The following is an 18,003-nucleotide window of genomic DNA, read 5'->3' as shown; positions in this document are numbered from 1 at the left end:
CGCCCGGGCAGCCAGTCTTTAAGCCAAACCAGCCGCTTTAAACTCTTTCCGCCGTTGATGAAGTACAGGCTCGGTATAACCGTTAGGCTGCTCACAACCCCTGAAAACCAGGTCGCAGGCCGCAGCAAAGGCAATACTCTTATCAAAGTCTGGTGCCATGGGCCGGTAAGCGGTATCAGCGGCATTCTGTCGGTCTACAATCACAGCCATACGCTTCATGGTTGCCATTACCTGCGCTTCTGAACAGATATCATGACGAAGCCAGTTGGCAATGTGCTGACTGGAAATGCGCAGCGTGGCACGGTCTTCCATCAGACCAACGTCGTTGATATCCGGAACCTTGGAACAGCCAACACCCTGGTCAATCCAGCGCACCACATAGCCAAGAATGCCCTGGGCGTTATTGTCCAGCTCTTTCTGGATCAACTCTGCGGATAATTTACCCGGATCGGTCATTACCGGAATTTGCAGAATGTCATCAACACTGGCTTGTTGACGACGGGATAGCGCTTCCTGACGGGCCAGAACATTAACTCTGTGATAATGAACGGCATGAAGTGTTGCGCCATTGGGAGACGGCACCCAGGCGGTGTTGGCCCCTGACAGGGGGTGAGCAATCTTCTGCTCCATCATTTTGGCCATCTCATCCGGCATTGCCCACATGCCTTTACCAATCTGGGCTTTGCCGGGCAGTCCTGTATGGAGACCAATATCAACATTCTGATCTTCATAGGCCTGGATCCAGGTCGACTGCTTCATCTCCCCTTTGGGAATAACAGGTCCGGCTTCCATACTGGTGTGTATTTCATCCCCGGTACGGTCCAGGAAACCGGTGTTGATAAAGACAATACGATCTCTGGCCTCACGGATACACGCTTTCAGGTTTATGGAAGTTCTGCGCTCTTCATCCATAATGCCCACCTTCAAGGTGTTGGCAGGTAGATCAAGCGCCGCTTCGATACGTGAAAACAGCTTGCAGGTAAAGGCGACTTCTTCGGGACCATGCATCTTGGGCTTGACGATATAAATGCTGCCTTCCCGGGAGTTCTGCTGATTACCTGCTTTTTTCTTCAGGTCGTGGATGGCAATCAGGGAGGTGAACATACCATCCATAATGCCCTCCGGTATTTCATTACCCTGAGCATCAAGAATGGCATCATTGGTCATCAGGTGACCGACATTTCGGACAAACATCAGGCTTCTGCCGGGCAAGATCAGCTCACTGCCGTCTGGTGCCGTGTAAATCCGGTCAGAACTCAGCTTTCGGGTCACCGGCTTGCCACCTTTAACGAAAGTATCTTCCAGATCACCTTTCATCAGTCCAAGCCAGTTGCGATAGACCAGGGCCTTGTCGTCTGCATCCACTGCCGCCACGGAATCTTCGCAGTCCATTATGGTGGTAATGGCCGCCTCAACGATCAGATCCTGTACATCCGCAGCGTCATCCCTGCCGATCACACCTTCAGGATCCATCTGAATATCAATGTGTAACTCATTATTTTTCAACAGTATTGAGTCGGGCATTTTAGGTGTTCCGGTATAGCCACAGAACTTTTCCGGCTCTTTCAGGGATGTGATTGAACCATCCTCAAGTGAAATGGCCAGACTGTTCTCCAGCACCTGATAGCGAACGGCGTCTTTGTGGCTACCGGAAGCCAGTGGAGCCGCTGTATCCAGCAATTCACGACCAAACTCAATCACTTTTCTGCCACGAACCGGGTTATACCCTTTGCCCTTTTCTGCTCCTTCGCTGTCCGGAATAGCGTCCGTTCCATACAGCGCATCATACAGGCTGCCCCAGCGGGCATTGGCTGCATTCAAGGCAAAGCGGGCATTCATAACAGGAACTACCAGCTGGGGCCCTGCCTGACGAGCTATTTCGCTGTCGACCTTGCTGGTGGAGATGGCAAAGTCATCCCCTTCAGGCAGCAGATATCCTGTTTCCTCAAGGAAAGACCTGTACTCAGACTTAGTTTCTTCGGTATAACGGTTTTGCTGGTGCCATGCATCAATCTTCTGCTGAAGTTCATCCCGACGAGCCAGAAGCGCTTTGTTTTCAGGGGCGAGGTCATTAACCAACGCTTCGAGGGACAGCCAGAACTTCTCCGGGTCCACACCAGTTCCCGGAACAATGTCATTTACCAGTAAATCATGGAGTACCGGGGCGATTTGCAGGCCGCCTTTCTGGATGCGTTCAGTCATTTCAACCTCACTTCCTGATCATTATTATGCAACTGACGTATACATTATGCTGCAACCATGTACAAGCACAACAATCCAACTGTCAATGTTATCGAAGCGAGAAGGTATGTCCAATTAACGCCCGCAATGACGGCTATTTATCCTGTGAATGGTGGCTGTTAAATGGAAAATTGATCGGGAATAATCAAATTATGAGCGCCCAGGCTGGAGATTTTCGTCTCGCCAATCAGTGCCATGGTGGACTCAAGCTCTTTATAAATGATCTCCAGAGCACGGTTTACACCAGCTTCACCGGCAGCCCCCAGCCCATAAGCAAAGGCTCGCCCAACAAGAACCCCCTGAGCGCCAAGCGCAATCGCCTTCAGTACATCCTGGCCACTGCGCACACCACTATCCAGCAACACATCAACCTGCTGGTTTGCCGCTTTTACAAGACCTGCCACAGTTCTGATGGTTGACGGAGCACCATCCAGTTGGCGTCCACCATGGTTAGAGACCACCACGGCCTGGGCACCTGCATCAATGGTGCGATATAAGTCTTCGGCATTCAGTATTCCCTTAATGATCAAATAACCATCCCAGTGATCACGAATCCACTGTATATCGTTCCAGCTTAATGAGGCATCCAGCTGCTCTGATGTCCACATGGCAAGAGAGCTCAGATTGTTGACTCCTTTTGCGTGACCGACAATATTCCCGAAAGTATGATGTGATGAGAAAGCCATCTTCAAACACCAGACCGGGCGATTAAGGAACTGAATCAGCGATGTGGCGGTTATCCGGGGCGGGGCTGAAAGCCTGTTTTTAACATCTTTATGCCTTTGCCCCATGATGGGCAGATCCATGGTGACAACCAGTGTTTTACAACCTGCCTTTCTGGCTCGTTCCATCAGTTGCAGGGTAAAATCCCGGTCTTTAAATACATACAACTGAAACCAGAAAGGTTGATGGGTCTGCCGGGCAACGTCTTCAATTGAACAAATACTCAAGCTGGACAGTGCAAAGGGAATACCAAATGCTTCTGCAGCCCTGGCAGCCAGAATCTCACCATCAGGATACTGCATCCCTGCCAACCCAACAGGAGCCAGCGCCACCGGCATTGTCACCGGAGTCTGCGCCATAAGAGATGCGGTACTTCTCTGGGCTACATCCACCCCAACCCGCTGTCGAAACAGTAAATGGTTAAAGTCAGAGTGATTACTGTCATAAGTCCTTTCAGACCAGGCACCTGAGTCTACGTAGTCATAGAACATTTTTGGCACACGTTTTCTGGCCAGAGCCTGTAAGTCATGAATAGAGCATATTTGTGCAAGATTGGAGTGAGCGGCAAACATAGGATCTGCCCAAATTTTGTAGGAGTCTGTTAAATCTAGCGGGCAAAAACAAATGTGCAAAATCCGGGAGTTCTGTCTGGTCCGGCTTCAAATTCTGTGAAGGGAAAAAAGAAAGCCCTTTTCTTTTGGGAAAAAGAAAAGGGCTTTTTCAATAACGTCTGCTCTGGTCAATCAGTCGTCCAGGACAACACCCTGCTGCTGCTCAGAGATTAACAAGTAGTATGACTCGGCGATAAATTCCTTGCACTCTTCGGCAACATCAAACAGTGCATGCTCTGCTTCCAGATCACTCAGCCAATCCATTTTTATCTCCAATAATCCAACTGATTTTGTAGTTCTTTAACGGAGGATAATGTCTTATTTTCCTCTTCTGTTTCGCGCAAATCAGCGAAAGCAGGCAAATTAGAACACAGATAAACAAAGAATAACAGTCGCGACTGTTAGTTTATGGTGTTATTTGTTGGCCTGTGTGAAAACAAACGACAAGGTCACTTTCCCGCCACGGATTTAATAATCTGCCTCAGCCACTGATGGGCAGAGTCGTGATGCAGCAAAGGGCTCCAGGCCATGGACAGGTCAAATGATGGAATTTCAAACGGGGGCCTGACGACAGCGAGCCTGGTACTGAATCGTTCAATATCTGCAAGCCGACTGGGAAGTGTAGCGATCAGATCATTCTGGACAGACAACAGCATCGCCACCTGATAATGACGGGTAAAAACACTGATTTTACGTTTTTTGCCAACAGCGGCCAGCGCTTCATCGACCCAGCCCAGTCGCTGTACATCCTCAGGATTAACTCCTACGCCAATCCCCATTCCGGTTTTGCTGGCCCAGATATGTTGGGATTGAAGATAGGTGTCCAGGGTAAAATCAGTCAGTATCGGGTTTTCCCTGCTCATCACACAGGAAAAATCATCCTGCCAGATCCGCGACTGATAAAACGACTGAGGCAGACTGTCAAAACGGTTAATGGCCATATCCACCCAACCTTGCTCCACGTCATGAAAGCTCACATCACTGGGCGTCAGGACATCCAGCGTCACATTCGGAGCCAGTGAGCGAACCTGCTTCAACACCAGAGGGATCAGGGTTGATTCAGCATAATCAGAAGCCATGATCCGGAAAACCCGCTGACTGGTTTCAGGATCAAACTTCTCTCTTGGCTGAATCGTTTTCTCCATGGCCAGTAATGCCTCACGAATCAGTGGCTGGAGTTCAAGTGCACGCTCTGTTGGGGTCATCCCCTCGCTGGTCCGGATCAACAGAGGATCATTAAACAACTCCCGCAGTCTGCGCAGCCCATTACTCATGGCGGGCTGGGTAATTCCCAACTGTTCCGCGGCACGGGTTACGTTGCGCTCCCTGAGCAGAACATCCAGGTAAACCATCAAATTCAGATCAACGCGTGCAATATTCATTCTATAAATACCCGAGATAACTCTTATAAATTACCAGAATCTTTCTCAGGTGTTTAGGATGTGCGACGTAAATCAAACATTTGTTTGAATTTCAACAGTCGCATAACTACACCTCGCTGTCCGGGGGAGGAAAATAACATGGCTCGCTATAACCGCTCTGAAGAAATTGCCCGCATTGAAAAGGACTGGGCGGAGAACCCACGCTGGAAAAATGTCAAACGGACCTACAGTGCAGAAGACGTCGTCCGTCTGAGAGGTTCGGTGAAAATCGAAAACACCATTGCCAGACAGGGTGCCGAGAAACTCTGGGACCTGGTGTATGGCAACCAGTCTAAAAAAGGTTATGTCAACTGTCTCGGTGCCCTCACTGGCGGCCAGGCAGTACAACAGGTTAAAGCAGGTATTGAAGCGATCTACCTTTCCGGCTGGCAGGTTGCGGCAGATAATAATACCGCCAGCACCATGTATCCTGACCAGTCTCTGTACCCGGTTGACTCCGTGCCGGCAGTAGTCAAGCGCATCAACAACAGTTTCCGTCGTGCTGATCAGATTCAGTGGAAAGCCGGTAAGCAAGCGGGTGATGAAGGCTATGTTGACATGTTTGCCCCGATTGTGGCGGACGCAGAGGCAGGCTTTGGTGGTGTACTGAACGCCTATGAATTGATGAAGGGCATGATTGAAGCCGGTGCTGCCGGAGTGCACTTTGAAGACCAGCTGGCTTCCGTTAAAAAGTGTGGCCATATGGGCGGCAAGGTGCTGGTTCCCACCCAGGAAGCTGTTCAGAAGTTGATTGCGGCCCGACTGGCTGCTGACGTTGCCGATGTACCGACCATTGTTCTGGCCCGTACCGATGCCAACGCTGCTGATCTGATTACCTCTGACTGCGATCCTTACGATGCAGCATTCCTGACTGGCGAAAGAACCCCTGAAGGTTTCTTCCGGACTAAGGCCGGTATTGATCAGGCAATTGCCCGTGGTCTTGCCTATGCGCCATACGCGGATCTGCTGTGGTGTGAAACCGCCACTCCAGACCTGGATGAAGCCCGTAAATTTGCAGAAGCGATCAAAGCTGAGTACCCGGATCAGCTGCTGGCTTATAACTGCTCACCCTCCTTTAACTGGAAGAAGAACCTGGACGATGAAACCATCGCCAAATTCCAGCAGGAACTGAGTGATATGGGCTACAAGTACCAGTTCATCACCCTCGCAGGCATTCATAACATGTGGTACAACATGTTTGAACTGGCTCATAACTACGCCCAGGGCGAAGGTATGAAGCATTATGTCGAGATGGTCCAGGAGCCAGAGTTTGGTGCTGCGGAAAAAGGTTACACGTTTGTTGCCCACCAACAGGAAGTCGGAACCGGTTATTTTGATGATATGACAACGGTTATCCAGGGTGGTCAGTCTTCAGTAACAGCATTAACCGGCTCTACTGAAGAAGAGCAGTTCTAGATCGTAAATGCTTGAGCCCCTGATGGATGACGGGGCTCATTTTTAGCGATGAAACATATCTCTGGCCAGTTCAGGATGCACTCTCTTTAGCGCACTCTTAAAACTGAGAGCTGTTTTTTCCTGTGACTTCCTGAGCTTACTGGGCGTTATTAACGTATCGAGAAGTGACCTGACTTTCGCTGACTTGTTACTTTTACGCTGGATACTCTCAAGCTCAGCACTGGAAATAGTAAGTTTATGCGCCAGATTGTTGGTCAGTATTGATACCTGATGAGCAAACAGGCCATCCACCGCTTTATCATAGTTCTCCACTAATTTTTGATAGTCTGACGACTCCGAATGTGCAGTGTGGTAAACAGTAGTGCCACTTTTTGATAATTCGTTGTTCCGAAATTTAGCATTGATTAATCGACGCAGGGCGGCACCATCCCCAAGGGTTGTGTATCGGGAGCACCTGAAAGAATCGAAGTCTGTAAGGATTTCTGCTGTCTGCTGCTCTGCGTATGGCGTGCAGGGTTGTTTAGGAACAAACTTTTTACCAATGGCAGAGGGTGAAAAATTTCTTTCATGTATTGCCCTCCGAAGTGCCTGCACATCTTTGAGTGTTGACTGTGTGGAATTAATGAAGTTTTTTATATCATCAAGAATCCAGACAGCACGTTGATATGCATAAGGCGAACTGAATTTCGAGTAAAAATCCTTTGCTGTTTTTGAGCTATTTCCTTTGCTTGCACCTGAACCTTGATTAGCCCGTTCAGATGATACGAAGGCTGGTACCCCGGGAATCTTCGGAAACATTCACACAATCCTTTAGATAATTATTATAACTGCATCATTTACATAGACTTGTTCTTTATGTATAAGTTCAATTTTTAAGTGATAACTGTCACAGCCCACGCTATCCCGGTGCCCGGGAAAACCGCCCGGCACTGAACTTTTCAGACCTCACAGCCAATCTTGACTATCTTTTAAAGGCGATGGTAGCACCAAAGCCAGTTTGCCTTTAATAAGTTAAAGATGTTGAGGTTATGTCAGCAGTACCCAATGTTAACCAGCTTCCTGATTATCTGAAGTTAAACCATGCTTTTCAGCAAATAAGAAACAATGTGCGCACCACCCCGCTGTTAAAATCCGATGTCTTGAGTGAACTGATCAGCGGGGAAGTGCTGATCAAAGCCGAGTCTCTGCAAATTACCGGGGCCTTTAAATTCCGGGGGGCCTTCTACCGACTGTTAAATTTAACGGATGGCCAGAAAAAACAAGGTGTTACAGCCTATTCTTCAGGAAATTTTGCAGCAGGCCTGTCAGCCGCCGGACAGCTTCTGGACATACCGGTCAGGCTGGTAATGCCCCATGATGCACCCACATCAAAAGTCAATAATGCCAGACGTTACGGCGCAGAGATTATTCTCTGCCAATGCAATAAACCTTCCAGGGAGGAAGCTGCCAGCGCTATGGCCAGGCAAATAGCCAAAGACCACGGCGCAGTTCTGCTGCACCCTTTCGATGACCACGAGATCATCATTGGTCAGGCATCTGTAGCGCTGGAGCTGCAGGAGCAGTTGGCGATGTCCGGGAAATCCTGTGACCACATTCTTTGCCCCGTTGGTGGTGGCAGCCTGGTGGCAGGATCCAGCCTGGTGTTTGGCAGCAACACCCAGGTATGGGCCGTAGAAGTGGATGGTTACCAGGGCATGGGCATTTCCCTTGAAAACGGCAGGCGCTCTCGAGCCAAAGGTCATATCCTGTGTGACTGTGATGCTTTACTGGCCCTTGAGCCTGGCATTGCCAACCTGGACATCGTTCTGCAAACCGGTGTCAGGGGTATAACAGTCAATCCGCAAAAATCCCATGACGCCATCAGGCTCGGTTTTCAGGAGATGAACCTGGTGCTGGAACCCAGCGGTGCGGTGGCCATTGCCGCGATTATGGATAACCCGGCACTGTTTGAAAATAAAACCGTAGTGGCGATTGGCAGTGGAGGTAACGTTGATCCGGATAAGTACGCTGCAATATTAGAGGCTGTCTGAGTATCCGATTGACCGGCTGGTCGTTGGGCAGGCATAACTGGTGAAAATATATCCAATCTGTAGCAATGCCTGCCAGCCCTCCCCCGCAGTGGGAAGGACAGGCAAGAGGGTGTAATCAAAAAGAGCTCAGATATTAATCGATCACGTGCACAGAAGCAGTATTGGTAGTACCGGACTCAACCAGGGCACCGGAAACCATGACAACCAGATCACCAGACTGAACAAAGTTGTGCTTCACCGCCAGCTCTTTACCCAGCTTGTAGAATGCATCGGTGTTTTCCTGCTGTGAGACCAGGCTGGTGGTCACCCCTTTGCTCAGACTGAGTTGGTTAGCGGTCTTCTCGGAAGAAGTCAACGCCAGAATCTGGGCTTTAGGGAAGAACTTACGCAGAGAACGTGCAGACTTACCCTGCTCAGTGGCAACGATAATCAGCTTGGCAGCCAGAATATCTGCCGTCTTGACTGCTCCACGGCAGACCGCTTGCGTGATACTGCGATAGTTGTCGATCTCCGCATCGAACTCTTCAACACGCAGTTCCATGCTGCCATCCGTGCTGTTACAGATGGTTGCCATAACCGCCACAGATTCTGCCGGGTACTTACCTTTGGCACTCTCACCGGAGAGCATAACGGCATCGGTGCCGTCCAGAATAGCGTTTGCTACGTCACCGGCTTCTGCACGGGTTGGACGGGGATTCTTGATCATCGAATCCAGCATCTGGGTAGCCGTGATAACCGGCTTACGGGCATGGTTACACTTGTTGATCATCATCTTCTGGGCAAAGATCACCTGATCAACCGGGATTTCTACACCCAGGTCACCACGGGCCACCATGATGGCATCAGAAACGGCCAGAATGTCGTCGAAGTTATCAACGCCTTCCTGGTTCTCGATCTTGGAAATGATCTGGATTTCCTTACCACCGTTGGCATCCAGGAGTTCACGGATCTCGTTAACGTCGCTGGCTTTACGAATAAAGGAAGCCGCTACAAAATCAACGCCCTGCTCACAACCGAAGACCAGGTCAGCCTTATCCTTTTCTGACAGGGCTGGCAGGTTAACTTTAACACCTGGCAGGTTTACGCCTTTGTTTTCACCCAGTTCACCGTTGTTCTTGACTTCACAGACGATTTCCTGAGCCTTGACTTCTTTTACCGTCAGTTCAATCAGGCCATCGTCCAGCAGAACCGTGTTACCCGGCTTCAGGTCATCGGTCAGGCCGGCGTAGGTAACCGCTACACGCGTGCTGTCACCAATAACAGACGCGTCGGTAGTCAGAGTAAATTCCTGTCCTGCGCTCAGCATGACGTCGTCGCCACTGTGCAGTTTAACAGTTCGGATTTCAGGGCCTTTTGTGTCCAGAAGAATGGCAACACGCTTACCGGTTTCAGCCATGACTTCGCGCAGACGGGCAATACGGGCACCATGCTCGTCAAAGTCACCATGAGAGAAATTCAGTCGCATCACATTCATGCCATTGTCGACCAGTTTGGTCAGCATCTCATGGGATTCAGACTTTGGGCCGATGGTACAGACGATCTTAGTCTTTCTCACTGGAGTTTTCTCCGTCATAGGGGATTTCCGGGAGCCTGTCGGGCATAAGTCCGAGAGTCTCCCAGTGTGATTGACGGTCAGGTATACGAAGTCCCGACACTTTGGTGGGTGCGGATACTACCGCAAAAACGAAAGAAAACCTTGGCCTTTTTACAATAAATCCGTTGTTTTAGATCAGTATTTTCCGAAAATATGTTTAATTAATCACCAACCATAATAACTTATGAAAATGCTTGTGAAACAGTGACTTATTATAGAAAGATTCGTTATTTATGAAGGACTGGGATTGCCCTGCTTCCACAATGCCAGGATCGAAAGAAACAGGACCAGGCATCAAACCAGTCGTTCAGCAGAAACGACAATCCCGTTCAAATCGGCATACAGGAAATGGCCGGGAATGAAGTCCACGCCATGAAACCGAACAGGAATATCGACTTCTCCCTGCCCTTTTTTATCCGTTTTCATCGGGTGTACAGCAAGAGCCTGAACCCCCAGCGGCAGTTGTGAAATCACTTCAACGTCACGAATACAGCCATAAACAATAATACCCTGCCAGCCATTGCTTACGGCCTGTTCTGCCAGCATATCACCCAACAAGGCCCTTCTCAGGGAACCGCCGCCATCAACAACCAGCACTTTACCGTGACCGTCACTGAACACCTGCTCCCGAACTCTGGAATTATCTTCATGGCATTTAATGGTGACAATTTCGCCACCAAAAATATCCCTGCCACCAAAGCTGTTAAAACCCGGGTCAACGACCTGAAGGCTTCCCGGGAAATCATCACACAAATCGGGGGTGGTAAAACTCATTATTATTCTCCCATGACAATTCATACTGGCATGATAACCAAAAAAAACACCGGGAAAAGCTTTTCCTCTGTGAAATGCGGATTACTTCTCTGCACAATTAAATGCCACACCATAAACGTGCAATGCCCACTATCGCTCGGCATTTTCCCAGTGGTTTTATCAACCTGAACCAAAAACTCAGCGCAGGAACTTTTACCAGACTCAGCAATCTACAATTCAGTTCCTGAATGCTCAGACAGTTAATAGCAGGATGGGACAAGGATCCAGAAGGTGCTACTTAACAATGGTCGTATAAATAAACCATCTATGAGCCAATCAGGCAGGAGTTATCATGCAACCAATAGCGCAGAGTAGTCTCAGAAGTGTAGATGGAAGCGGTTTGAAAAAAGACGAAGAGGCGTTAATAAAGGGCCTGAAGCCAATATCCGGGTTAGTGGCCAGCTACAATAAACGTATCAGAGAAGCCTCTGAACAGGGTCAGGATCAATCGTTCAAACGACTGAAACAGCATTTACCATCCGAATGGACGACCAGCATAGATATTGAGCATCGTAAGCTGGAAATTGTCGGGCTGCATCTTTCCACGAATCGTTTATCACCAGGCACCACATCGCAACAGACTGCTATCAGTACGATACAGTGCGATAATCGTATTGAACCGGGCAATATTGCCCCAGCGAAGAGTGAAATTTTTCAATGCCAGGCCAATAATCTTGAATTCATAACGATGGCCAGCTTCGGTGGTTATATTCTTGATGCCTGTTTCAGCCCGACAGGAAAGACCCTCTTGATCAGTGGTTGCGACAGTTTGAATGATCATAGCCCGGTAACCTGTCGGCAAGGTGCCGATGGCAACTGGTCGGAGAAGAGCAGGAGTAAGGTCGAAGCTTCCGAGGAGATTCTTTTCCAGCTCAACCGGTTAGAAAATACGCTCTTGAGTATCACCCCTGAAGGCCATCTCAATGTGAGTACGCTAAATAGTTATGACCATTGGAAAAAAACGAGGGTGCTTGAGCCCCCCCCACTTGAAGATGGCGATGAGCAGGTGAAGGCAAGATTCAGTCCGTTGCAGGACAAGATTATGTCCTGCAATCCGCTCACCGGCAAAATCAACGTATTGCACGTGGATGGTAACAGCCAGTGGACCCTGCTAAACCCGCTGGGGGATATCAGGCAAGTTGGGCTAACAGCACCGGAATTCAATGCCACGAATAATTATTTAATAACTTACAATGGCACAAAAGTGACCATCTGGGGATGTGATGATCAGAGCAACTGCCTTGAGAATAAATTTGAAAAAAATTACGACAGTTCAATTGAAGATTGCCAGATGAGTGATGATGAGCAGCACGCTCTTATCTTCCCCCGGGGCAACCAGGTTTTTTTCCTGGCTTGCGATGTCGACGGCCACTGGTCGCAGGTCGGAGAGGTTCGTCATTCCGCGCAGATAGTAAATCACTGCAACGAAAATGTTTGCAACCGTATTTGTAAAGCCTACCTCAATAACTCAGGGCAGTATGCACTGACCCATGATTTAGCTAAGAAATGTATAATTTCCGGTCATGACGATAATGGTGCATGGGTAGAAAAAAGAGAGATTCCGAGTTGTGATCTTGTCAGCTTCAGCATCTCCGGGCGCAAAGTACTGGCCAGACTCGGCAGAGGCTCTTTTAAAATCTGGGGTTGCCATAGCGGTAACCGTCTGGACAAAGGTCAGCCCCTTGAGCACATCGGCAGTGACAGAGCCTGTTTCAGTCCCTCAGAGAATCTGCTCCTGAGTTTTGGCAATCTGACGAATTACGCTTGCATTTGGGGTGATGACGAAGACGGTAACCTGATTGAGAAAGCAAGGATCTGTCATCAGAGGGGGATTAACTTTGCTCGCTTCAATGGTCAGGAGGACAGTGTGCTGAGCATCAGCCGTGATTGCACTGTGAAAGTCCAATGGCTTGACAGAGATGGCAAATGGCAGGGACAGCTGATGGTTCAACATCAAAAAAGAATCGATTTTGCCGATTTTTCCATCTCCGGTCGCCTTGCCTTTACCGTTAGCATGGACGGCACCGCCTGCATCCTGGGGCGTGACGATAATAGCGAATGGACGCTACAGGCCATAACAAGGCATGATGGCTATGTGATCCAGGGCGCTCTGTTTAATAAATTGGATAACCATTTTCTGACTTTTGGTTGCAGTGACAAAGATCATGACAAGTCGGGTTTTGTCCAATTCTGGAGCATTGGTAATGATGGCAAATGGGCAGAAAAAGAACTGATAACACTGGCTCATCCCGTTGAAATTGCCAAATTCAGCCCTGATAGTGATCATATAATGATCCACTGCCAGAATAATTCCGGGAGTGCCACCTTACCCAGAGGTGCTACCGCGCTACTCTGGAAGATTCCTGCCAGCCTCTCAGCATGAAAAAATAGCCAGTTCTACTTAAACAAACCTTAGAGCAGGAACTTTTGCCAAATTCAATAATCTACAGCTCAGTTCCTGAATGTTTAGACAGGTAATAGCAGGATGAGACCAAGACCCAAAGGATGCTAATGATCAATGGTCGTATAAATTAACCATCTATGTACCAATAAGGCAGGAGTAACCATGCAACCAATAGCGCAGAGTTGTCTCACAAGTTTAGATGGAAGCGGCTTGAAAAAAGATGAAGAGGCGTTAATTAACGGCCTGAAGCCAATATCCGGGTTAGTGGCTAACTTTAATAAACGTATCAGAGAAGCCTCTGAACAGGGTCAGGATCAATCGCTCAAACGACTGAAACAGCATTTACCCTCCGAATGGACGACCAGCATAGATATAGATATTGAGCATCGTAAGCTGGAAATTGTCGGGCTGCATTTGTCCACGAATCGTTTATCACCAGGCAGCACATCGCAACAGCCTGGTATCAGTACGATACAGTGCGATAGTCGTATTGAGCCGGGCAATATTGACCCGGCGACGAGTGAAATTTTCCAGTGCCAGACCAATTATCTTACGTTCCAAAAGAAGGCCCACTTCAGTTGTTATATTGTTCAAACCTACTTCAGCCCTTCGGGTAAGCACCTCTTCATCAGCGGTTGCGACAGTTTGAAAGATCATAGCCTGGTAAGCTGGCGACAAGACGCGGATGGTAACTGGTTGGAGAACAGCAGGAGCAGGGTTGGGGCCCAGCAGATTATTCCCCAGCTTAACCGGTCGGAAAACACGCTTCTGACTTGCTGCAGCGAGGATGGCAAGGTCAAGGTGAGTACACTCAATAGTGATGGCCATTGGGTGGAGTCGCGGGTGCTTGAGCACTCGCCACTTGAAGATGGCTACGAACCAGTGATGGCAAGCTTCAACCCGGTGCAGGACAAGATTATGACCTACGATCAGTGCGCCGGCAGCATCAATGTTTTGCGATTGGATGGCAGCCGGTGGACTCTGCTAGACCAGCCAGTAAAGATCAGACAATGTGGGCCAAGAGCACTGAACTTCGTCCCCACGAATACTTTTTTAATGACTCACAATGTTGAAAAAGCGACCATCTGGCACCTTAATGAGCAGCGCAACTGTATTGCTCGTGTATTTGTCAAGGCTTGCGACCGTGTAATTTCTGATTGTCAGTTGAGTTGGGATGAGAGCCATGCCCTTGTCCTCCTGGATAACCGGGTTTTCTTTCTGGCTCACGATGCCTACGGCAAATGGTCGCAGGTCGGAGAGGTCCATCATTCTGAGCAACCCGTAGAAATTAACCAGGGCGTTAGAGGGACCAACCGTATTTGCTCAGCCTCCTTCAATCCCTCAGCGACATTTGCACTTACCCGTGATTTAGCCAGAAAAACAAAAATTTCCGGTTATAACGCTAATGTTGACTGGGTAGAAAAAATAGAGATCCCGAGTTGTGATAATGCCACCTTCAGCACCTCGGGGTACAAAGTACTGGCCGACTTCGGTGGTGGCTCTTTTAAAATCTGGGATTGCGGTTCAGGCAATCTGAACAAACCCCAAATCCTTGAGCACCCCGGCAGTGACAGAGCTATCTTCAGTCGTTCAGAAAAACAGCTCCTGAGCTATGGCAATGAAACAAATTACGCTTGCATTTGGGGTGATGACAGGGAAGGTAACCTGATTGAGAAAGCACGGGCATGTCATCAGGGAGGGATTATCATTGCTCACTTCAATCTTAAGGAAGACAGTGTACTGACCGTCGGTCATGATTGCACTGTGAAAATTCAGGGGCTTGACACAGACGATGAATGGCTGGAGCAGCTGGAGGTTAAGCATCAAAAACCAATTGATGTTGCCCAATTTTCCCGATCAGGCCGTCTGGCATTTTCCGTTAGCCAGGACAGTACCGCCGGCATCATGGGGCGAGACGACAAGGGCAAATGGACACAACAGGCATTGACAAAACCCGGTCCCTATTTGATCAAATGCGCCCAGTTTAATAAATGGGAGAACCATTTCCTGATCTTTGGCAAAGATTACAAAGATCATGACAAGCCGGGCTTTGTGCAACTCTGGAGTATCGGTGATGATGGAAAATGGGCAGAAAGAGAGATGATAAAACTGGATCATCCCGTTAAAGTGGCCGATTTTAGCCCCGATGGTGGTCATTTAATAATCCACTGCAAAAAGAACCCCGGGGGGGTACCCAAAGGGGACACAGTACTTCTCTGGAAGATTCCTGTCAGCCCCCCAGGGCAATCTTTGCACAACCCTACACAGGGACTATCAAGTCATTCCGCCAGATAGAGCCAGGTTTCCAGAACCGAATCGGGGTTCAGGGAAACGGTATTAATACCCTCTTCCATCAACCAGCGGGCAAAGTCAGGATGATCACTGGGCCCCTGGCCGCAAATACCGATGTATTTCCCCTGTCGGCGACAGGCCTGAATCGCCATGGACAACAACTGCTTGACGGCGGCATTACGCTCATCAAAAAGGTGAGCAATCAAGCCGGAATCCCGATCAAGCCCCAGGGCCAGCTGAGTCATATCGTTGGAACCAATGGAGAAGCCATCAAAATATTCCAGGAACTCATCAGCCAGCAGCGCATTGGATGGCAGTTCGCACATCATAATAATCTTCAGGCCATGTTCACCACGACGAAGTCCAAAGTCAGACATAATGTTGATGACCTGACGGGCTTCATCCGGCGTTCGGACGAATGGCACCATCAATTCAACATTGGTCAGGCCGAACTCCTCCCTGACCCGCTTCATCGCCCGGCATTCAAGCTCAAAACAGTCCCTGAAGGATTCCGAGATATAGCGGGAAGCGCCACGAAAGCCCAGCATCGGGTTCTCTTCATGGGGCTCATAGATCTTGCCGCCAATCAGGTTGGCATATTCGTTAGACTTGAAGTCTGAGAGTCGGACAATAACTTTTTCCGGGGCAAAAGCGGCAGCAATAGAAGCGACGCCTTCAACCAGTTTTTCAACGTAAAAGTCGACAGGATTGCCGTAGCCCGCCATTCGCTCATCAATCTGCTGTCTGACAGCATCGGGGACGCTGTCCGGATTAGTTTGATAGTTCAGCAAAGCCTTGGGATGAACACCGATCATCTTGTTGATAATAAATTCCAGTCGAGCAAGCCCCACACCCGAATTGGGCAGTCGGGAGAAACTGAAAGCCCGGTCAGGATTCCCCACATTCATCATAATCCTGAAGGGCAACTCAGGCATTTGATCCAGATCTTTCTTCTGGTGCTCAAACGGCAACTCACCCTGATAAATAAAGCCGGTATCCCCTTCGGCACAGGAAACCGTTACCGCCTGACCATCTTTCAGTCGGCGGGTAGCGTCACCACACCCGACCACTGCTGGAATACCCAGCTCTCGGGCGATAATAGCGGCGTGACAGGTACGCCCACCCCGGTTGGTGACAATGGCTGAAGCCCGTTTCATAACCGGCTCCCAGTCCGGATCAGTCATATCGGTAACCAGCACATCGCCATCCTGAACCCGGTCCATATCCGCCAGATCATCCACCAGACAGACACGCCCCTGACCAATGCGCTGGCCAATACTGCGGCCTTCTGCCAGAACATTACCCTGTTGCAACAGGCGATAACGTTCCAGCGTCCTGGACTCAGTTCGACTTTGTACTGTCTCAGGCCGGGCCTGAACCACATAGAGCTGCTGGTCATCGCCATCTTTGGCCCACTCGATGTCCATGGGTCGGCCGTAATGGGCTTCAATGGCCATGGCCTGACGGGCCAGTTCCAGCACATCGGCATCATTGATGGAGAACTGCTGGCGCTTTTTAAGGTCAACGTCCACGGTTTGCACCGATCTTCCGGTCTCTGGAGCATCACCGTAAACCATCTGAATCGCCTTGCTGCCCATATTCCGCCTGAGAATGGCAGAGCGCCCTGCTTCAAGTGCGGGCTTGTAAACATAAAATTCATCCGGGTTTACTGCCCCCTGAACCACGGTCTCTCCCAGGCCATAGGAGGAGGTGATAAATACCGCATCGCGGAAACCCGACTCGGTATCCAGAGTAAACATCACCCCGGCAGCCCCAGTTTCACTGCGCACCATCCGCTGAATTCCGGCCGACAGCGCCACATCCCGATGGTCAAAGCCCTGATGCTCACGGTATGAAATGGCACGATCATTAAAGAGAGAGGCAAAGACTTCCCGAACCGCTCGCAGAACATTCTGTGCACCACGGATATTCAGAAAGGTTTCCTGCTGCCCGGCAAAGGAGGCATCGGGCAAGTCTTCCGCCGTTGCCGATGACCGCACTGCCACAGCCAGATCCTCCTGATCACCACAGAGTTCACGGTAGCTGTTGACAATGGCCTGTTCAAATTCCGGTCGAAATGGCTCATCCATAATCCATTGACGAATATTGGCACCCGCCCGGGTGAGCTGTTGAATATCATCAATATTCAGTTCATCTAGCAGGGTATGAATTCGATCATATAACCCTGAGCCATCCAGAAAGTCTCGATAGGCCTCTGCCGTGGTGGCAAAGCCACCGGGTACACGAACCCCTGCCCTGCCAAGGTGGCTGAGCATTTCTCCCAGCGAGGCGTTCTTGCCACCAACCCTCTCCACATCACTATTGCCCAGGGCATCCAGGCCCACAACAAACTCTGGTAAAGATGAACTGTTCAAGCCACTCTCCTGCCTGTACTCCAAAGGATTACCATGGGTTTCACCGCTGAGAATTCACCGACCGTGCTGTCAGAGTTCCACTC

Annotated in this window: 12 protein-coding genes; 4 read left to right on the top strand and 8 right to left on the bottom strand. The window is 49.5% G+C overall.

The genetic code is table 11. From position 1 onward, the window contains the following. Positions 1 to 18 precede the first annotated feature (18 nt). From ACO6VE_RS00385 to ACO6VE_RS00370, 4 genes are all read right to left on the bottom strand, one after another. Complete coding sequence (locus ACO6VE_RS00385) at positions 19 to 2,202, bottom strand: malate synthase G (protein ID WP_422459099.1); 2,184 nt, start codon at positions 2,200 to 2,202, stop codon at positions 19 to 21. Between the two features lie 158 nt (positions 2,203 to 2,360). Continuing rightward, a complete protein-coding gene (locus ACO6VE_RS00380; protein WP_422444959.1) occupies positions 2,361 to 3,536 on the bottom strand; it encodes an alpha-hydroxy acid oxidase in 1,176 nt (391 codons plus the stop codon). A gap of 171 nt (positions 3,537 to 3,707) precedes the next feature. After that, positions 3,708 to 3,839, bottom strand: coding sequence for a hypothetical protein (locus tag ACO6VE_RS00375; protein WP_269674385.1), 132 nt, complete (start codon positions 3,837 to 3,839; stop codon positions 3,708 to 3,710). A gap of 185 nt (positions 3,840 to 4,024) precedes the next feature. Further along, positions 4,025 to 4,957 (bottom strand): LysR family transcriptional regulator, encoded by a 933-nt coding sequence (locus ACO6VE_RS00370; protein ID WP_422444961.1) that lies wholly within the window; start codon positions 4,955 to 4,957, stop codon positions 4,025 to 4,027. Between the two features lie 138 nt (positions 4,958 to 5,095). On the opposite strand from ACO6VE_RS00370, the gene aceA reads away from it, so the two are divergent. Continuing rightward, the gene (gene aceA, locus ACO6VE_RS00365) at positions 5,096 to 6,412 is read left to right on the top strand and encodes an isocitrate lyase (RefSeq protein WP_422444963.1); all 1,317 of its coding nucleotides are present in this window, start codon (positions 5,096 to 5,098) and stop codon (positions 6,410 to 6,412) included. 42 nt (positions 6,413 to 6,454) lie between these two features. On the opposite strand, the gene ACO6VE_RS00360 is transcribed toward aceA, so the two are convergent. Next, complete coding sequence (locus ACO6VE_RS00360) at positions 6,455 to 7,210, bottom strand: hypothetical protein (RefSeq protein ID WP_422459097.1); 756 nt, start codon at positions 7,208 to 7,210, stop codon at positions 6,455 to 6,457. A 230-nt stretch (positions 7,211 to 7,440) separates the two neighbouring features. Here ACO6VE_RS00360 and ACO6VE_RS00355 point away from each other — a divergent pair, with 230 nt between their 5' ends. Then, positions 7,441 to 8,442, top strand: a complete 1,002-nt coding sequence (locus ACO6VE_RS00355) for a threonine ammonia-lyase (RefSeq protein WP_422444967.1) — start codon at positions 7,441 to 7,443, stop codon at positions 8,440 to 8,442. 133 nt (positions 8,443 to 8,575) lie between these two features. On the opposite strand, the gene pykF is transcribed toward ACO6VE_RS00355, so the two are convergent. Further along, entirely contained in the window at positions 8,576 to 10,015 is a 1,440-nt protein-coding gene (gene pykF / locus ACO6VE_RS00350; RefSeq protein WP_422459096.1) for a pyruvate kinase PykF, read from the bottom strand. 315 nt (positions 10,016 to 10,330) lie between these two features. Then, positions 10,331 to 10,810, bottom strand: coding sequence for a ribonuclease E activity regulator RraA (rraA, locus tag ACO6VE_RS00345; protein ID WP_269674391.1), 480 nt, complete (start codon positions 10,808 to 10,810; stop codon positions 10,331 to 10,333). A 331-nt stretch (positions 10,811 to 11,141) separates the two neighbouring features. Between rraA and ACO6VE_RS00340 the strand changes: the two genes are divergently transcribed. Together ACO6VE_RS00340 and ACO6VE_RS00335 are read left to right on the top strand one after the other, a co-directional pair. After that, complete coding sequence (locus ACO6VE_RS00340; RefSeq protein WP_422459094.1) at positions 11,142 to 13,232, top strand: WD40 repeat domain-containing protein; 2,091 nt, start codon at positions 11,142 to 11,144, stop codon at positions 13,230 to 13,232. A gap of 183 nt (positions 13,233 to 13,415) precedes the next feature. Then, on the top strand, positions 13,416 to 15,548 hold the full coding sequence (locus ACO6VE_RS00335) for a hypothetical protein (RefSeq protein ID WP_422459092.1): 2,133 nt from the start codon (positions 13,416 to 13,418) through the stop codon (positions 15,546 to 15,548). Here the strand turns inward: ACO6VE_RS00335 and ppsA are convergent. Beyond that, positions 15,533 to 17,920 carry a phosphoenolpyruvate synthase gene (gene ppsA / locus ACO6VE_RS00330; protein WP_422444976.1) on the bottom strand — a complete coding sequence of 796 codons (2,388 nt, stop codon included), beginning with the start codon at positions 17,918 to 17,920 and terminating at the stop codon, positions 15,533 to 15,535. The two genes, ACO6VE_RS00335 and ppsA, sit on opposite strands and share 16 nt — an antisense overlap. Positions 17,921 to 18,003 lie beyond the last annotated feature (83 nt).

The organism is Endozoicomonas sp. ALB115, from assembly GCF_049310245.1.
Lineage (GTDB): Bacteria > Pseudomonadota > Gammaproteobacteria > Pseudomonadales > Endozoicomonadaceae > Endozoicomonas.
The sequence above is the reverse complement of the archived record's forward strand: the minus strand, read 5'-3'. Positions and strand labels throughout refer to the sequence as shown.

What these genes read in the sequence shown, in the direction of transcription:
- ACO6VE_RS00385 (WP_422459099.1), bottom strand. Translation starts at nt 2,202, where the DNA reads ATGACTGAACGCATCCAGAAAGGCGGCCTGCAAATCGCCCCGGTACTC.
- ACO6VE_RS00380 (WP_422444959.1), bottom strand. Translation starts at nt 3,536, where the DNA reads ATGTTTGCCGCTCACTCCAATCTTGCACAAATATGCTCTATTCATGAC.
- ACO6VE_RS00375 (WP_269674385.1), bottom strand. Translation starts at nt 3,839, where the DNA reads ATGGATTGGCTGAGTGATCTGGAAGCAGAGCATGCACTGTTTGATGTT.
- ACO6VE_RS00370 (WP_422444961.1), bottom strand. Translation starts at nt 4,957, where the DNA reads ATGAATATTGCACGCGTTGATCTGAATTTGATGGTTTACCTGGATGTT.
- aceA (WP_422444963.1), top strand. Translation starts at nt 5,096, where the DNA reads ATGGCTCGCTATAACCGCTCTGAAGAAATTGCCCGCATTGAAAAGGAC.
- ACO6VE_RS00360 (WP_422459097.1), bottom strand. Translation starts at nt 7,210, where the DNA reads ATGTTTCCGAAGATTCCCGGGGTACCAGCCTTCGTATCATCTGAACGG.
- ACO6VE_RS00355 (WP_422444967.1), top strand. Translation starts at nt 7,441, where the DNA reads ATGTCAGCAGTACCCAATGTTAACCAGCTTCCTGATTATCTGAAGTTA.
- pykF (WP_422459096.1), bottom strand. Translation starts at nt 10,015, where the DNA reads ATGACGGAGAAAACTCCAGTGAGAAAGACTAAGATCGTCTGTACCATC.
- rraA (WP_269674391.1), bottom strand. Translation starts at nt 10,810, where the DNA reads ATGAGTTTTACCACCCCCGATTTGTGTGATGATTTCCCGGGAAGCCTT.
- ACO6VE_RS00340 (WP_422459094.1), top strand. Translation starts at nt 11,142, where the DNA reads ATGCAACCAATAGCGCAGAGTAGTCTCAGAAGTGTAGATGGAAGCGGT.
- ACO6VE_RS00335 (WP_422459092.1), top strand. Translation starts at nt 13,416, where the DNA reads ATGCAACCAATAGCGCAGAGTTGTCTCACAAGTTTAGATGGAAGCGGC.